We start from the raw sequence: 16,303 nt of genomic DNA, 5'->3' as shown, positions 1-16,303 counted from the left end.
TTGGGCAAAATCTGCAGCGTTTAACTATTAAAGAGGTGTTACGCTAAACATGGCGAAAGAAGACGTAATCGAAATGCAAGGGACAGTCCTTGATACTTTACCAAATACAATGTTCCGAGTTGAGCTAGAAAATGGTCACGTAGTTGTGGCTCATATTTCAGGTAAAATGCGCAAAAACTATATCCGTATTTTAACCGGCGATAAAGTAACGGTAGAAATGACTCCTTACGATTTATCGAAAGGTCGTATCGTATTCCGTGCTCGCTAAGTAAGTGCGTAAACGAGATTTAGTTTTTGGCTAGTGAAAACTAGCTTTAAGCGTTTATTAAATGTAATTAATGGTAGTAGCCAGTAATTACATTTAATAAACAAAAAACCCAGCCTTTGCTGGGTTTTTTGTTGCCTATTTCTTTGGCAAATAAAAAAGCCTGCATAAAGCAGGCTTTTTAAATTGCTAACTTTTTTAGGTTAGGCTGGCGTTAAGTCACTCTCGTAATCAAAACGCAGTTTTTTATCTTTAACCGATACTTTTACCGTACCGCCAGAAATTAGCTCACCAAACAGTATTTCGTTAGCCAATTGCTTTTTAAGATCTTCTTGGATAACACGCGCCATAGGACGCGCGCCCATTGCTTTGTCATAGCCTTTATCAGCCAACCATTCACGTGCTTTAGAAGTAAGCTCAAGGTTAACTGACTTCTTATCCAGTTGCGCTTGTAACTCAACAACAAATTTATCAACCACTTGCAAAATAACCTCTTTCTCGAGGTGATTAAACCAAATAATGTTATCTAAGCGGTTTCTAAATTCAGGTGAAAATACTTTGTTAATTTCACCCATTGCATCGTGTGTGTGATCTTGCTCACTAAAACCAATCGACTTACGCGTGGTTTCTTGCACGCCGGCATTGGTGGTCATCACCACTACTACGTTTCTAAAGTCAGCTTTTCGGCCGTTATTATCTGTTAGCGTACCGTGATCCATAACTTGTAATAAAATGTTGTAGATATCAGGATGCGCTTTTTCAATTTCATCCAGCAATACCACTGCATGTGGGTTTTTGATCACCGCTTCTGTTAATAAGCCGCCTTGTTCAAAACCTACATAACCCGGAGGAGCACCGATTAAACGGCTCACCGCATGGCGCTCAACGTATTCAGACATATCAAAACGAATAAACTCAACACCCATGCATTTAGCTAATTGCTTGGTAACCTCTGTTTTACCTACCCCTGTTGGGCCTGCAAATAAGAACGAACCAACCGGTTTGTTCTCGTTTGCTAAACCTGAGCGCGATAAGCGAATAGCAGAAGTTAATGCATCAATGGATTGATCTTGTCCAAACACCAACATTTTTAAATTACGGTCTAAGTTTTTCAGTGTTTCTTTATCAGACGACGACACATTTTGAGGCGGAATACGCGCCATTTTAGACACAATCATCTCAATATCAGATACACCAATGGTTTTTTTACGCTTGGACGTAGGCAGTAGCCGTTGGCTTGCGCCTGCTTCATCAATAACGTCAATCGCTTTATCAGGTAAGTGACGCTCATTAATATACTTGGCACTTAGCTCAGCGGCTGCTTTTAACGCTTTTTGCGTATAACGAATACCATGGTGTGCTTCGTAACGATCTTTTAAGCCGTTAAGAATTTTAGTGGTATCTTCAACACTAGGTTCAAGCACATCAATTTTTTGAAAACGACGAACTAGGGCGCGATCTTTTTCAAAAATATTCTTGTACTCACCGTAAGTGGTAGAACCCATACAACGTAATTGCCCACTTGAGAGTAACGGCTTAATTAAGTTTGAGGCATCCATTACCCCACCTGAGGCAGCACCTGCACCAATAATGGTGTGAATTTCATCAATAAATAAAATTGAACCTGGTTTTGCTTGTAACTCTTTTAATAAACTTTTAAAGCGTTTTTCAAAATCGCCTCGGTATTTGGTACCGGCAAGTAACGCGCCCATATCTAAAGAGTAGACAACCGCATCTGCAATGACTTCAGGCACTTGTTCGTTAACAATACGATAGGCTAAGCCCTCGGCAATGGCAGTTTTACCTACGCCGGCTTCACCAACCAGTAATGGGTTATTCTTTTTACGACGACACAGCACTTGCACTGTGCGCTCTACTTCACTGTCACGGCCAACAAGCGGGTCAATATTACCCTCTTTAGCGTGTATATTAAGGTTAGTTGTAAAGCTGTCGAGCTTACTCGCTTCTTCGCTTGCTACTTCTTGCACCTCTTCATGAATATCGTCGGTATCATCGCCTAATTCGTCGTCACCTTTGGCAATCCCATGAGAAATAAAGTTAACAATATCAAGTCGAGAAATATCGTTCTTTTTAAGTAAGTACACGGCTTGGCTTTCTTGCTCAGAAAAAATAGCGACCAGCACATTAACGCCTGTCACTTCATTTTTGCCAGAAGATTGCACATGAAATACAGCGCGCTGTAATACTCGCTGAAAACCAAGTGTTGGTTGAGTTTCGCGCTCTTCTTCTAAATCGGGAATAACCGGTGTGGTTTCATCAATAAATTCAAGTAACTCTGTTTTTAATCCAGAAACGTCAACACCACACGCATTGAGCGCTTCTCCAGCTGATGGATTGTCGAGTAGAGCGAGTAAAAGATGCTCTACGGTCATAAACTCATGACGACGTGTACGCGCTTCACGAAACGCGGTGTTCAAAGTTAGTTCTAAGTCTTTATTTAGCATTGGCAACCCCTTACAGAGATAATAATTTTATACCGCACTCCAAAGATGAAAGTTCACCTTTATGGTATTTATTCCTGCTCACAACTACATAGCAGTGGATGCTCGTTATCCCTTGAGTAGCGGTTAACTTGCTCAGCCTTAGTATGTGCTACGTCGGCGCTATAAACACCACATATACCCTTACCTTGCTGATGTATTTGCAGCATCACATCAGTTGCTCTATCGCTATCCATATTAAAAAACGTCATTAAGATCTCTATTACAAAATCCATCGGCGTGTAATCATCGTTGTTTAACACAACTTTATATTTTCGCGGTGGCTGCAACTTTTGCTTTTCACTATCGCGAACGGTGTCGATAACACCAGAATCTTTCATACCACTCATAATTAAATATAGTCTTGTCTTTGTAACTCAAGCAAACTTGAATAAAAAAATAAATAAAATGTTAAAAAATAACCTAAAACACTTGACTGGTTGCTTAAATAAACTACAGTCAAATGGTGATTGATTAAACCTTAGTCAGTCTAGCAAACAATACAGTTTAGGATAACTAAATTAGTCAACTTATAGAAGGATGTAGAAGTATGGCTTGTGGTAAAGTCAAATGGTTCAACAACGCCAAAGGTTTTGGTTTCATCGTAGAAGACGGTTGCGAGAACGACATTTTTGCTCATTACTCCACTATTGTAATGGACGGATACAAGACGCTTAAAGCTGGTCAAGATGTTACCTTCGAATTACAACAGGGCCCTAAAGGTCTACACGCTACTAATATAGCCCCTAACGGCGATATTATAGAGTGATTGTAAATATGAGACTAAAGCGAGCGACCTGTTTAGATCCTCGCTTAATCCCCTAAATATCCCTAACCACTTACATATAAATTGCTTCATTGTTTGTTAATTCAACCCCGCTCCTTGATTTTATTTTATCTACCCCAATAATTTCAGTATTAGATGTTTAACTGCTGGCGTTTGGCGCGTAATCCTAGCCCTTTTTAGCCAAGCTTGTTACACTCTTTATCCTGTAAAACGTAATTACTTTAGCCTAATGGCTAGTTTGTAATTACATAAATTTCAGTTATAAAAGACGCTAGTCCGTCAGGTGTGATTATTCTCACCTTGTTTAGGTTATACGAGTACCAACACCTAACAGACTACTCATTGCATATACTAATGCTTTATTTATAAGGTATTAAGCGATGACTTCTTTGCATTGTTGAATTTGGCCAATGCGGCCTACTATCTAGGAATGATGATGACATCAAAAATTATCTATACAAAAACGGACGAAGCTCCGGCACTAGCAACTTATTCGTTGTTACCTATTATCCAAGCGTACACAAATGCGGCAGGTGTTGAAGTTGAAACACGCGACATCTCATTAGCTGGTCGTGTAATTGCGAGCTTCCCGGATTACCTAACAGAAGAACAACGCATTGGTGATGCACTTGCAGAGCTTGGCGAAATGGCAAAAACACCAGAAGCTAACATCATTAAATTACCGAACATTAGTGCATCAGTTCCGCAACTTCGCGCTGTAATTAAAGAGCTTCAAGAAAAAGGTTATGCACTTCCAGAATACCCTGTAGAACCTAAAAACGATGAAGAAAAAGCCATTCAAGCAGCCTACGATAAAATTAAAGGCAGCGCAGTAAACCCTGTTCTTCGTGAAGGTAACTCTGACCGTCGCGCACCAGGTTCAGTGAAAGAGTATGCACGTAATAACCCGCATTCAATGGGCGCGTGGAGCAAAGATTCACAATCATACGTTGCAAGCATGGAAGAAGGTGACTTCTTTGGTTCTGAGCAATCAGTAACTGTTGATGAAGCAACGGATGTTCGTATTGAACACGTAGCTGCTAATGGCGATATCACTGTACTTAAGCAAAGCACGCCATTACTTGCTGGTGAAGTAATTGATGCATCACGTATTAGCGCTGCAAAATTACAAGCATTCCTAGAAGCTGAAATTAATGCTGCTAAGGAAAAAGGCGTGTTATTTTCGCTTCACATGAAAGCAACCATGATGAAAGTATCTGATCCAATCATCTTTGGTCACGCTGTAAAAGTATTCTACAAAGACGTTTTTGCAAAACACGGTGCACTTTTTGAAGAGCTAGGTGTTGATGTAAACAACGGTTTAGGCGATGTGTACTCTAAAATTCAAACATTAGATGACGCTAAGCGCGAAGAAATTGAAGCAGATATTCAAGCTGTTTATGCTAACCGCCCTGCTATCGCAATGGTTGATTCTCATCGTGGCATTACAAACTTACACGTACCAAGTGACGTGATCATCGATGCTTCTATGCCTGCTGCAATTCGTTCAAGCGGTCAAATGTGGAATAAAGACGATAAATTACAAGACACAAGCTTTGTAATTCCAGATCGTTGTTACTCTGGCGTTTACCAAGCAACGATTGATTTTTGTAAAGAGCACGGTGCTTTTGATCCTACGACTATGGGTAGCGTACCAAACGTTGGCCTTATGGCTCAAAAAGCGGAAGAGTACGGCTCACATGACAAAACATTTGAAGCAAAAGCTGACGGTACTATTCGTGTTGTTGACACAAATGGCAACACCCTACTTGAGCACAGTGTTGAGCAAGGCGATATCTGGCGCATGTGTCAGGTTAAAGATGCACCAATTCAAGATTGGGTTAAACTTGCAGTAAACCGCGCTCGCGCAACAGGTAATCCGGCTATTTTCTGGTTAGATGCAGAACGTGCACACGATGCTGAGCTAATCAAAAAAGTGAATAAATACCTGCCAGAACACGACACTGCTGGCCTAGATATTCAAATTTTATCGCCAATGGATGCAACCTTATTCTCACTAGCACGCATCAAAGAAGGCAAAGATACGATTTCTGTAACAGGTAACGTATTACGTGATTACCTAACAGATTTATTCCCAATTTTAGAATTGGGCACTAGTGCTAAAATGCTTTCAATTGTGCCACTAATGAATGGCGGTGGTCTATTTGAAACAGGTGCGGGTGGTTCTGCTCCTAAGCACGTTCAACAGTTTGAAAAAGAAAACCACTTACGTTGGGATTCTTTAGGTGAGTTCTTAGCACTTGCTGCGTCACTTGAACACCTAAGCACGACAACAGGTAACAACAAGGCACAAGTACTTGCTGATACGCTTGATAAAGCAACGGGTACATTCTTAGCTGAAAACAAGTCGCCTTCACGTAAAGTAAAAGAAATTGATAACCGTGGTTCTCATTTCTTCTTATCTTTATTCTGGGCTCAAGAACTTGCTAAGCAAAATGAAGATAGCGAGCTTAAAGCGCAATTTACACAAATTGCTAGCGACCTTGAAACCAACAAAGAGCAAATTGTTAGCGAGCTAAACGGTGCACAGGGTCCTGCAATGAACATTGGCGGATACTTCCAGCCAAATGATGATGCAGCCTTCAAAGCAATGCGTCCGAGCACAACATTTAACGAGATTTTATCTAAACTAGTATAAACCATTTAAATGAATGAAAAGGCGCTCATAGAGCGCCTTTTTTGTGCTTAGGCGAAAGGTGTTCGTAAAAAAGGCCGCTAATGCGGCCTTTTAAATTCAACTTAAAAAGTTTATTTTGTGTATGCGCGTGGCATGTTCGATTCTGTTGTATAGCGCTCACGCAGTTTATCTTGGCGAGATTCAGTACTAACCTCAACTCCATTGATAAACATTTTATTCACGTGACTGCTCAGCTCAAACGGGTCGTTACTCCACATAACAACATCAGCGGCTTTACCTACTTCTAAGCTACCGGCATTAATACCAAATACATCAGCTACATTCGAGGTCATGGCCTTTAATGCGCCTTGTTGGCTCATACCATAAGACACTGCGTTACCGGCATCGTAGCGAAGCTGGTAAACATTGTGGCTGGCATCGCCACCCACAGTTAATAGCACTTTAACACCGGCTTTTTCTAGTATGCCGGCATTATTTAAGCTTGCATGCAATGAATCGAAGCTGCCTGGTAAATTATCCATTGCACTAATGATCACAGGAATGCCTGCTTTAGCGATGCGATCTTTAACTACAACGGCATCTTGAGCGCCATTAAGGACAATGTTTACGCCAAACTGCTGTTTCACTCTTATTAGTTCAACAATATCAGCCGAACGCGACACACTAATTAGTAATGGCATATCGCCTTTTAGTACTTTAGCCATTATGGTGTCTTCAGCACTTGGCTTAGCGTCGTCTTTTTTAGCTTCTTTGCTTGCTTTAGTTTGATGCTCATCTAACTTATTGATAAGTGTTTGCAAGGTAAATGCACGAGAGCCTTTGCTGCGTTCACCCAAATGAACCACTAATGCTGCTTGCTTTTTATTTACGCTTTCGAAGCTACCACTTAAATCAACAACACTTGCAAGGCCTGCAAATATGCTGTCACCACCGTAAGGGGTGATCAAATCGCGAGTAATACCGCCTTTACGTGCATAAGGAATTAAGCTTGAACGAGGATTAAATGCCAAGCTTGCATCAAAATCGATACCCGCTTTGTCTTCTCCTGCATCGCGAGAACCGGCAACCGCACCTACTTCAACTAAGCCAAGCTGGTTTACACTGGCTATAAAACCTGGGGTCACTATTTGACCTTGAGCATCAATAACTTTGTCAACTTTAAAATCGCTAGGGTTAATGGCAGTGATTTTGCCATCATTCATAACTATGCTAGCTCCTTCTAATACACCTTGATCTGAAGATGTATGCAAAGTTGCATTAATAATTGCCAGTGACTCTGCGCTCACGGTACCCGATGCTAATAGCCCTGCAGCAACCAGAGAAAGCGAAAACGAACGTGATAATTTTTTCATTCTGGGGCTCCTTATTGTTGACCTAACATAAAATCACTTTGTGCTTGGAATGCGCTATCGTTTCTATCGTAAACTTTTGCACCATCAACAAACACTTGCTCTGCTTTTGCATAAACACTAAACGGGCTTTGATTCCAAATAACAACATCAGCTTGTTTACCTGTTTCAAGTGAGCCTGTTTTATCTTCAATACCTAACGATTTTGCGGCATTAGCTGTGATCCACTTAATTGCATGCTGCTCAGAAATATCAAACCCATTTTGGTTTGCACTGAACATAACTTTAGCGGCTTCTTGGTTTAAGCGTTGAATCGTGGTATCAGAATCTGAGTGCACAACGGCACATGAGTTTTTAACGGCATCAACAATTGCTACGTTCTCTTGCACCATATCGTAGGCTTCCATTTTAAAGCCCCACCAGTCTGGCCAAAGTGCAGCACACGAGCCGTTTTCAGCCAGTAAATCAGCAATTTTATAGGCTTCAATACCGTGATGGAATGTGCCCGCATGATAATTAAACTCTTTTGAAAGGTCGATCATCATCGCCATTTCTTCTGCTTTGTAGCAGTGATTATGAATACGAACGTCACCTTCTAAAACACCGCGCAATGTATCGTATTTAATATCACGGTGTGGAGCTTCTGGGTTTTTACCCGCAGCGTAATCAGCATCGTACTTATCCCACTCACGCTTATATTCTTGAGCGCCAATCCATGCTGTGCGATAACCTGCCATATTACCCATACGTGTCATCGGTAATACACCTTTTCGACCGTAAACACGTTTAGGATTTTCACCACAGGCCATTTTTAAACCGTATGGCGCATCAGGAAATTTCATTCCTTGCATGGTATGAGCCGGTACATTTTTAAGGGTAACGCCACGTCCACCAAATAAATTAGCTGAACCTGGTAAAATTTGTAATGACGTAATACCGCCTTCACGTGCGCGATTAAAACCTGGATCTTGTGGCCAAATTGAATGCTCAACCCATACTTCTGCCGTATTAGGGCTGGTCATTTCGTTACCATCTTGATGAGACTCAACCGATGGATTTGGATAAGCACCTAAATGTGAATGAACGTCAATAATGCCTGGTGTTACCCATTTACCTTGCGCGTCAATAGTGGTGTCTGCATTAGCGGTTAAATCTTTACCAACTTGCTGCACTTTACCGTCAACAATCAGTACGTCAGCTTCATCTAAACGCTCACCCGTACCTGTTAATACCGTTGCATTAGTGATCAAGGTGCTTGATGTCGCTACTGGCTGATAAGTACTTGGGTATGGGTTTTTGTTAATGGTTACTTTTGGATCTTGTGGGCCGCTTTCTTGGCAACCAACAAGTGCTGCTGCTAAACCAACAGCTAACAATGAGGGAGCAAATTTTTGCATGTTTTTAGGTTCTCCTGTTTTTTTACTACTTTAGCGAAAGCAAACGCATAAAGCTAAAAAAACAGGTGAAAAGGCGGTTATTTAAGGTGAGTTTCTGTAATTATTTTTTTATATAATTGTTATAAAGCTTATCCAGAGCTCCTTCGGTGGTGAGCGATGGATCTTTACTTATAAAGTGTTTAACCGTTCGGGTTACAAAATCTGAGTTTTGCTTATGTAATTTTGAAAAATCTTTAATCAATGTATTACCATCTTTTGCGGCTGTGACTTTATCATGGCGATGTCTGTATTGGCTCAATGCCTTATTAAAATCACCTTGATAGTCTTCCACTAAAATTTTATAAAAATCACTTTTTTGTACCTTTAAAACATTAATGCAATAATTAAGCGCTTCTTTAAAGTCGTAAAATACAGTGCCTTCTACATCAAACTCTTTGGTTTTTTCACGCACTGTGACACGTGCTTCTTCAGTGGCATAACTAAACCCCGTAAAAGCGAGTCGCTCAGCCGCTTCTTTACCGAGTTTCATACCCGCTTGAATACTATGAGCAAATTCATCACTCATGTCAGCGAGCTCGTTTTCTTCCCACATGTTATAAACGCGCAAAGGCTTTGCATACTTATTAGATAACTTCTTTTTAAGTTTGCTAAATCGCTCATCAATGGTCATTAATCGCTCATTGTGAAGTAATGCATGGCATTCATAACAAGCTGCAATGGCAACAAAGTCAGCTTCTTCACCTAGATCAATAATACTTTGTAGCATATGCAATGGCGGGCAATGATCGCGCTCTGTTGCCTCACAGCCGCAATAAAAACATTGGTTAAAATGCTGTTGCTCACACGCATAAGCTTGCTGGTAGTAACTTGCTAACGTTTTATTCACAATTGCGCTCCAAAAATATAAAATGCCACAAATTTAGGGCGCGATAATAACAGCCTGAAAAAATATTTCAGTAGGAAAACGCTAAAGTGTGTCAAAAATAAATTATTTATGAGCAACTTTTCATACACCTACAAAATTGCACGATTTATATACACATCTTCTTACAGCTTACCCCATTCAGTTAACAACATTTCGGCTACATTAAGCAATACTTAAGTTGCACATAAACAAAGAGGCAAATACTATGATTTCTTTCAAAGCAACTCTATATTCAACTGTATTATTGGGCGCAGCAACATTAACAGCTCCTATAATGGCGGCCACTTTTGTTGCCGCTGATTCATCACCCGGTACCCAAGCTTGCATGGCCGTTGCATCTAACAAAAGACTGACACTGCTCAGAACAATGAAAGATCTACGTATAGATAAACATGTAATTAGCAAAAAATTACTCTGTAATGATTTATCAGTGGGTGACTTTGTAACGCTGTATGATTTAAATAAATCAGCACAATTTTTAAATATTGAAGCATCTACTAGTACGTCAATAAGAGATTTAGCAAAAGTAAACAAACCGCTTGTAGTTATTATGGCGGGATCTAAATAACCTGAGTTCTAATTAAAAAATCGTGAGTTTTAAATGCGTTTAATTTACTCTAGCCAAACACGTTAGGCAGGGCTTAGTACCTGCTTAACGTGTATTTAATTATTAAATAAGCGCTGCCAACAAGCCAAACAAACCACCAAATACCCCACCCCACACAACGAGCCAGCCTAAATGTTCGCGGATCATGGTTTGAATTATTTCTTTTACCATTTTAGGGGTGAGTTCATCTAAGCGTTCATCCACTAACTTAAGCACCGTATTATGCAAACTTTCCGCGTTATTACCTTGGGTTAACATGTCGCTTAATAGCGTTTTAAAATCGTCGGTGTCGCTTATTTGCACCAGCGATAATTGCATTTTTTCAATAAACTTTTCTCGCATTGGCTCAACGGCTTCAGTGCCGCCAAACATTGCAAGCATGCTACCAAATTGTGATTGCTCAATAACCACTAACAAATTATCGAATGCAGGGTTTAAATCTACTTTATAAATTACCGATTCAAAATCAATCGTTGGCTGTGCCTTACTTAGAAGCTTGTCTATTTTATGCTCAGAAAAGAACTCCGTAAGTATTAAATTTCTTATAGCCACTTTAAAGCTTTCAAACTTAAGCGCAATTACACCTGATCCATATAAAAACGGTACTTTTTCAAACAGCATATGAATAGCGAGTAAATTTGTAACCGCACCAGAGAGTGCAAATAAACCCACTGAAAGTACAATGGCTTGATCAAATACAAAACCAATAACAACACAACACGCTGCTAATAAGTTAGTGATAAAACTTTTATTCATTTTTATTCCATTTCAGTGATTTGTATCAGAAATTGATAGTCTTAATTTTACACCGATTAATTTGTTTATTTAATCCCTTTTTGCCATAGTTTATTTATAGGTTTAAAAGGTGACTATTGTTATGTGGAAAACAATCAATCAACAGATCAGCCAAGCTATCCATTACGATTTTAAACACACCCATAAACGTCAGTTGCAAAATACATCCACCGATAAGTTGTTTCACTTAAGCGATGGCAAGCACAATTACTTAGTTAAAATTGCGCAAAAACATGAACTAGAACGCTTTGAGGCTCAAGCTCAAGGTTTAAAACAGCTTACTCAAAACAGTGTATTTATGGTGCCAGACTGCATTACAACTGGGGCCAATATAGAATTCGCCTTTATTGTATTAGAGTGGCTTGCACTTGACGAGCTTCCCCATACCCATTGGTCAGCTATGGGGGAGCATCTTGCTATGTTACATCAAAAACACCAGCAAGCGATGTTTGGTTTTGACACCGACAATTATTTAAGCTCAACACCTCAACCTAATCAGTGGCATAAAAAATGGGATGTATTTTTTGCAGAAGAGCGTATTGGTTGGCAATTACAGCTATTAGCTGAAAAAGGCATTGCACTTGCAGACCCCGAGCAACTGATAAATTTAGTAAAAGAGCAACTGCATAATCATCATGTTTTACCCTCACTAATACATGGCGATTTTTGGCGCGGTAATATGGGCTTTGTAAACAACATTCCGACCTTATTTGACCCTGCCTGCTATTACGGAGATCGGGAGGTCGATATTGCTATGAGTGAGCTTTATGCCCCCCTCCCTGAAGAGTTTTATAGTACCTACAATCACCAATACCCTTTAGCTCAGGGTTATGAGCAACGTAAGCTTGTTTACCAGCTTTACCCTATTTTAAACAACGCCAACATTTATGCGGGGCATTATCTAAATCAGGCTAAAGACCACGTTGATAAACTAATTAAACTAAAATAAATGTAGTAAACAAAATATAAGCACTATAATTATTATTAGCTCGTTGTGTGCTACCCACGTAAAAAAACTTAGTTTTTATGAGGTGTTATTATGAAAGACTTTTTATCACAACGTATCGCCTGCCCACATTGTGGACACCATATTCATTTAGATCTCGATGCCAGTATGGGCGACCAAGACTACTATGAAGAATGCAGTGCCTGTTGTAATCTTATACACTTGAACATGCATATAGATTATGCAAGTAATAAGTTAGAGTTACATGTGGACAGCGATGACGAACAAATATTTTAACTATGTTGGCGCATGTAGTTTTCAACGGTGTTTATAATTGTATAGGTTTGCTGGTCGACTTCAATATTGAACTCATCACCCACAACGGCTTCACCTAAATTAGTTATATCGAGTGTTTCTGGTATTAAATGCAACCAAAAGCCAAACTCATCAATATTACCCACCGTTAAACTTGCACCATTAACAGATACAAATCCTTTGTATAGCACATATTTTTGCCATTTTTGTGGCAGGCTGAGCTGTATTTTATAGTTGTTTTCTAACTTCACTATTTGCGCAATTTTTGCGGTGCAATGTATATGTCCAGATACAATATGCCCACCCAACTCAGTACCAAATGACACTGAACGCTCGTAATTAACTAAACTACCCAATTCCAGTTGCCCAAGATTAGTTAGCTGCAGAGTTTCGTCAATAACATCAAAATGCACTTGAGCAACCACATCATGATTACTTAGCTCTACTTTTACCACAGTCAAACAGCAACCATTTATAGCGATGCTGGCACCTAAGTCTAAATGCTTCACGTATTGCTCATTAACAGAAACTACCAAGCGTAATACGCCCTGTGCATGGGTTTTAGAAACTACCGTTGCTTGAGTTTGAATAATACCGGTAAACATAAAAATCGCTTCTATTTCTTACAAAGTGCTAGTTTAACGTATCAAAAGACAAAATCATTCACTTAATAGCACTTATTCATGGTTATTTTCACCACCAAGATGAATTAAATACAAACACCGACCACCAGCATAGCTTGGCAGATCACAATAGATTACAATGCGACTATGTTTTTCTGAATAGCTGTTTTTTATGACTTTTTGTAGTTGGGAAGCCAAACGTTTACTTTCTCTTGCCGTTCCCGTTTTTTTAGCACAAGTAACTTTAGTATTAATGTCTGTGGTTGACACCATTATGGCCGGACAAGTGAGCCCTACCGATTTAGCTGCACTGTCAATTGCAACGGGGATATGGAACCCAATTTTATTAGCAATACAAGGGATTTTATTAGCATTAACGGGCGTTATTGCACAATTCGCTGGTGCTAAAGATCGAAACGGCATCAGCCATTATTTTCAGCAAGCCCTTTATTTAACACTCCTTTTAAGTATTGCTGGTTTTAGTGCGGCGCAGCTTGCCAATACTGTTATTTTACAGCTAGACACCACCCCTGCAATTGCTGGACTTGCTTTTGACTACATTCATTTTGTTAAATGGGGTGTATTTGGCTTTTTAATTTTTACCGTTTATAGAAATATGACTGAAGGCATGGGGATGACCAAGCCTGCATTTTATATTAGCCTACTGGGGCTTGCGGTAAACATTCCACTCAATTATATTTTTATCAATGGCTTATTTGGCCTACCAGCATTTGGCGGAGCCGGTTGTGGTATTGCTACCGCACTCGTATTTACTGTTATGGCCATTGCGCAGGTGACTTATTGCCAGCTCAGCAAAAAAGTAGACGCCAAAGGCTTATTAGCGGGCTTTGAAAAACCTAACTTTAAAACCATAGGTATTATTACCAAACTCGGTATTCCTATATCACTAGCCACTTTTTTTGAAGTAACCTTGTTTGCCTGTATACCTTTATTTATTGCGCACTTAGGTGCGGTGGCCGTATCTGGCCATCAAATTGCAGCCAGTGTTACGGCACTATTATTTATGATGCCTCTTAGCCTCTCAATTGCAATTAGCATACGAATTGGTAATTTATTTGGGCAAAATCATTTAGACCAATTAAAAGTAGCCGTGTCTACAAGTTATATTTTAGCGGCAATTATCGCCCTATTTATCGCTTTTATTACTTTTATAGGTCGCGATGTGATTAGCCAGCTTTATAGCGATAGCCCTGCGGTACTCGCACTTGCTTCATCAATTATGATTTTAGCCTGTATTTATCAACTTCCTGATGCATTACAAGTAGCTGCAAATGGTATATTGAGAGGCTTAAAGCACACCGCGCCTATTTCTTATATCACTTTTATTTCTTATTGGTTAATCGGCTTTAGTTTAGGTTACGTATTAGCAAGAACAGACTTAATAGTGCCAGCAATGGGCCCACATGGTTTTTGGATAGGCATTATCGTTGGATTATCAGTTGCAGCTGTACTACTGATGCTGACAGTGCATAGGCGATTTAAACGTGAACCATTTATTCTCTCTTAATCAATCTATAACTACCACACTGCCACTTAAATGGTTACTGGTAGTGTGTTGTATCTTACTTTTTGGCTGCGCAGAGCAGCCCAGTGAGGCAAATAAAACTTATTTGTCTCGCTTAAGTAGTACCTTGCAAGTTCCTAAGCCAAACACAAACCCATTGCAACAACTTACTTTAGTTGAGCCTGTTGAAGCTCTAAAGCCAGCAATTAAAATTGGCATAACTGAACTTGCTGGTATTAGCCAATGTAAACTGAACGTTTTAATAAGCGAGCATAATAATCAGTTAGGTAAAACAGCCACTGCTGCTAGTAAATTGAAGTACCAAATAGATTTTATTCAAAGCGCGCAAAACTGTTTAAATAGCTTGGATAAACAAAGCAAGATTTACAACAAAATTGCTGCGGCAAAAACTCAAAAACAAGCTCAGCTCACTCAGTTTTTCAACAATATGTTATTTAGTGAACCCGAGCTCAACAGCAGTTGGCAATTAACCGGTCAAGAGCTCAGCACTCAACCGGCTGGGTTTAGCGACACAGTTGAGGGGCTTAAAAAGCTAACTACCATAAAACAGCTAATAGAAAACCAAAATAGTATGGCAATAAACAGTGATGATATTTTGTCAGCGCTTGAGCCGCTTAACAAATACGAGTTTAACCAACAACTTATTCAAGCCGCGCGTGAACAAATTAGCTTAAATCATGCGGCAACCCAGTTTGTAAATACTTTAACGCTTGAAGATATATGCCCAAAGGGTAAAAACAAGCAGCAAGCTAAAATTGTCAGTAATATATTCAATAAATATTATTTGAAACAAATTCAGCCTTATCAAGCGCAGCTTAGTGGTTATTTAGAAACATTGCAGCCGCTGTATGTGCAGCTGTGGTTTAATCAAGCAATAAGCAGTGAAGAAGTAAATGCCCTTCTTAACCCAAACGCTAAAAATTTACTAGCTCAGCTAAAATCGTCAGCAAAAGAGCATGTTATATGGTGGCAAGAATTTTATAAAACGTGTGAAATCAGTCCAATATGAATAAAAAAACGGCAAATAAACTCAAATAGCATAAACATGCTTGATTCACTCCCCATCACGCTATATATTAGCGACCGTTGTTAAGCAATTAACAATTCTTAAATACATGCAGTACGACTGTAACTCAGTTGGGCGAGATTGGACCGAAGCGAAGCTTCGCAGCCGAACGAGGTGGAGGCAGGACGCCGACAGGATGAAGCTTCATGGACGAATTAAATAGTATGTAGACTTATAGTACGACTGTAGCTCAGTTGGTTAGAGCACTACCTTGACATGGTAGGGGTCGGTGGTTCGAATCCACTCAGTCGTACCAAAATTAGTAAATAATGTATTTAAAGTACGTTGAAGGAAACAGCACTACCTACTCTTGATCACCCGGTCCAGAGGTCAGTGGTTTGAATCCATTCAGTCGTACCAAATATACTTTACCCCCAAAAGTATATTTAATTTAAGAATTTAAAATTGTACGACTGTAGCTCAGTTGGTTAGAGCACTACCTTGACATGGTAGGGGTCGGTGGTTCGAATCCACTCAGTCGTACCAATTCAAAAACATCTCAAGAAAAAGCACTACCTACTC

General features: G+C 39.7%; 15 protein-coding genes and 2 tRNA genes. 10 read left to right on the top strand and 7 right to left on the bottom strand.

The window, feature by feature from the left end; translation table 11 throughout:
- Window positions 1-49: 49 nt before the first annotated feature.
- Window positions 50-268 (top strand): translation initiation factor IF-1, encoded by a 219-nt coding sequence (infA, locus tag CWB75_RS15945; protein WP_002962494.1) that lies wholly within the window; start codon window positions 50-52, stop codon window positions 266-268.
- Between the two features lie 200 nt (window positions 269-468).
- Here infA and clpA read toward each other — a convergent pair whose 3' ends face one another.
- Window positions 469-2,730 (bottom strand): ATP-dependent Clp protease ATP-binding subunit ClpA, encoded by a 2,262-nt coding sequence (clpA, locus tag CWB75_RS15940; RefSeq protein ID WP_008110100.1) that lies wholly within the window; start codon window positions 2,728-2,730, stop codon window positions 469-471.
- Window positions 2,731-2,798: 68 nt separating this feature from the next.
- Complete coding sequence (gene clpS / locus CWB75_RS15935; RefSeq protein ID WP_008110102.1) at window positions 2,799-3,107, bottom strand: ATP-dependent Clp protease adapter ClpS; 309 nt, start codon at window positions 3,105-3,107, stop codon at window positions 2,799-2,801.
- A gap of 209 nt (window positions 3,108-3,316) precedes the next feature.
- Between clpS and cspD the strand changes: the two genes are divergently transcribed.
- Both cspD and CWB75_RS15925 read left to right on the top strand, forming a co-directional pair.
- Window positions 3,317-3,535, top strand: coding sequence for a cold shock domain-containing protein CspD (gene cspD, locus CWB75_RS15930; RefSeq protein ID WP_008110104.1), 219 nt, complete (start codon window positions 3,317-3,319; stop codon window positions 3,533-3,535).
- Window positions 3,536-3,989: 454 nt separating this feature from the next.
- Window positions 3,990-6,212 carry an NADP-dependent isocitrate dehydrogenase gene (locus CWB75_RS15925; protein WP_138571167.1) on the top strand — a complete coding sequence of 741 codons (2,223 nt, stop codon included), beginning with the start codon at window positions 3,990-3,992 and terminating at the stop codon, window positions 6,210-6,212.
- A 110-nt stretch (window positions 6,213-6,322) separates the two neighbouring features.
- Here CWB75_RS15925 and CWB75_RS15920 read toward each other — a convergent pair whose 3' ends face one another.
- From CWB75_RS15920 to CWB75_RS15910, 3 genes are all read right to left on the bottom strand, one after another.
- On the bottom strand, window positions 6,323-7,564 hold the full coding sequence (locus tag CWB75_RS15920; protein WP_138571166.1) for an amidohydrolase family protein: 1,242 nt from the start codon (window positions 7,562-7,564) through the stop codon (window positions 6,323-6,325).
- An 11-nt stretch (window positions 7,565-7,575) separates the two neighbouring features.
- Window positions 7,576-8,958 carry an amidohydrolase gene (locus tag CWB75_RS15915; protein ID WP_010389705.1) on the bottom strand — a complete coding sequence of 461 codons (1,383 nt, stop codon included), beginning with the start codon at window positions 8,956-8,958 and terminating at the stop codon, window positions 7,576-7,578.
- 100 nt (window positions 8,959-9,058) lie between these two features.
- On the bottom strand, window positions 9,059-9,844 hold the full coding sequence (locus CWB75_RS15910; RefSeq protein WP_008110111.1) for a hypothetical protein: 786 nt from the start codon (window positions 9,842-9,844) through the stop codon (window positions 9,059-9,061).
- 244 nt (window positions 9,845-10,088) lie between these two features.
- Here CWB75_RS15910 and CWB75_RS15905 point away from each other — a divergent pair, with 244 nt between their 5' ends.
- Window positions 10,089-10,451 (top strand): DUF3718 domain-containing protein, encoded by a 363-nt coding sequence (locus tag CWB75_RS15905; RefSeq protein ID WP_138571165.1) that lies wholly within the window; start codon window positions 10,089-10,091, stop codon window positions 10,449-10,451.
- 102 nt (window positions 10,452-10,553) lie between these two features.
- On the opposite strand, the gene CWB75_RS15900 is transcribed toward CWB75_RS15905, so the two are convergent.
- Entirely contained in the window at window positions 10,554-11,246 is a 693-nt protein-coding gene (locus CWB75_RS15900; RefSeq protein ID WP_010389702.1) for a hypothetical protein, read from the bottom strand.
- 121 nt (window positions 11,247-11,367) lie between these two features.
- Here CWB75_RS15900 and CWB75_RS15895 point away from each other — a divergent pair, with 121 nt between their 5' ends.
- Window positions 11,368-12,234 carry a fructosamine kinase family protein gene (locus CWB75_RS15895; protein ID WP_055011826.1) on the top strand — a complete coding sequence of 289 codons (867 nt, stop codon included), beginning with the start codon at window positions 11,368-11,370 and terminating at the stop codon, window positions 12,232-12,234.
- 90 nt (window positions 12,235-12,324) lie between these two features.
- On the top strand, window positions 12,325-12,528 hold the full coding sequence (locus CWB75_RS15890; RefSeq protein WP_008110120.1) for a CPXCG motif-containing cysteine-rich protein: 204 nt from the start codon (window positions 12,325-12,327) through the stop codon (window positions 12,526-12,528).
- Here the strand turns inward: CWB75_RS15890 and CWB75_RS15885 are convergent.
- Complete coding sequence (locus CWB75_RS15885; protein WP_054200746.1) at window positions 12,525-13,151, bottom strand: riboflavin synthase; 627 nt, start codon at window positions 13,149-13,151, stop codon at window positions 12,525-12,527. The two genes, CWB75_RS15890 and CWB75_RS15885, sit on opposite strands and share 4 nt — an antisense overlap.
- Window positions 13,152-13,341: 190 nt before the next feature.
- On the opposite strand from CWB75_RS15885, the gene CWB75_RS15880 reads away from it, so the two are divergent.
- From CWB75_RS15880 to CWB75_RS15865, 4 genes are all read left to right on the top strand, one after another.
- The gene (locus CWB75_RS15880) at window positions 13,342-14,697 is read left to right on the top strand and encodes an MATE family efflux transporter (RefSeq protein WP_008110123.1); all 1,356 of its coding nucleotides are present in this window, start codon (window positions 13,342-13,344) and stop codon (window positions 14,695-14,697) included.
- Window positions 14,675-15,724 (top strand): DUF3080 family protein, encoded by a 1,050-nt coding sequence (locus CWB75_RS15875; RefSeq protein ID WP_138571164.1) that lies wholly within the window; start codon window positions 14,675-14,677, stop codon window positions 15,722-15,724. The genes CWB75_RS15880 and CWB75_RS15875 overlap by 23 nt, the downstream gene beginning before the upstream one ends.
- 236 nt (window positions 15,725-15,960) lie before the next feature.
- Window positions 15,961-16,037: transfer RNA gene (locus CWB75_RS15870), tRNA-Val, on the top strand.
- Between the two features lie 153 nt (window positions 16,038-16,190).
- Window positions 16,191-16,267: transfer RNA gene (locus CWB75_RS15865), tRNA-Val, on the top strand.
- Window positions 16,268-16,303: the final 36 nt, after the last annotated feature.

The sequence above is a fragment of the Pseudoalteromonas sp. S1608 genome, from assembly GCF_005887265.1.
Taxonomy (GTDB): Bacteria; Pseudomonadota; Gammaproteobacteria; order Enterobacterales; family Alteromonadaceae; genus Pseudoalteromonas; species Pseudoalteromonas undina.
Note: the sequence above shows the minus strand (reverse complement) of the source record. Positions and strands in the feature narration are given on the sequence as shown.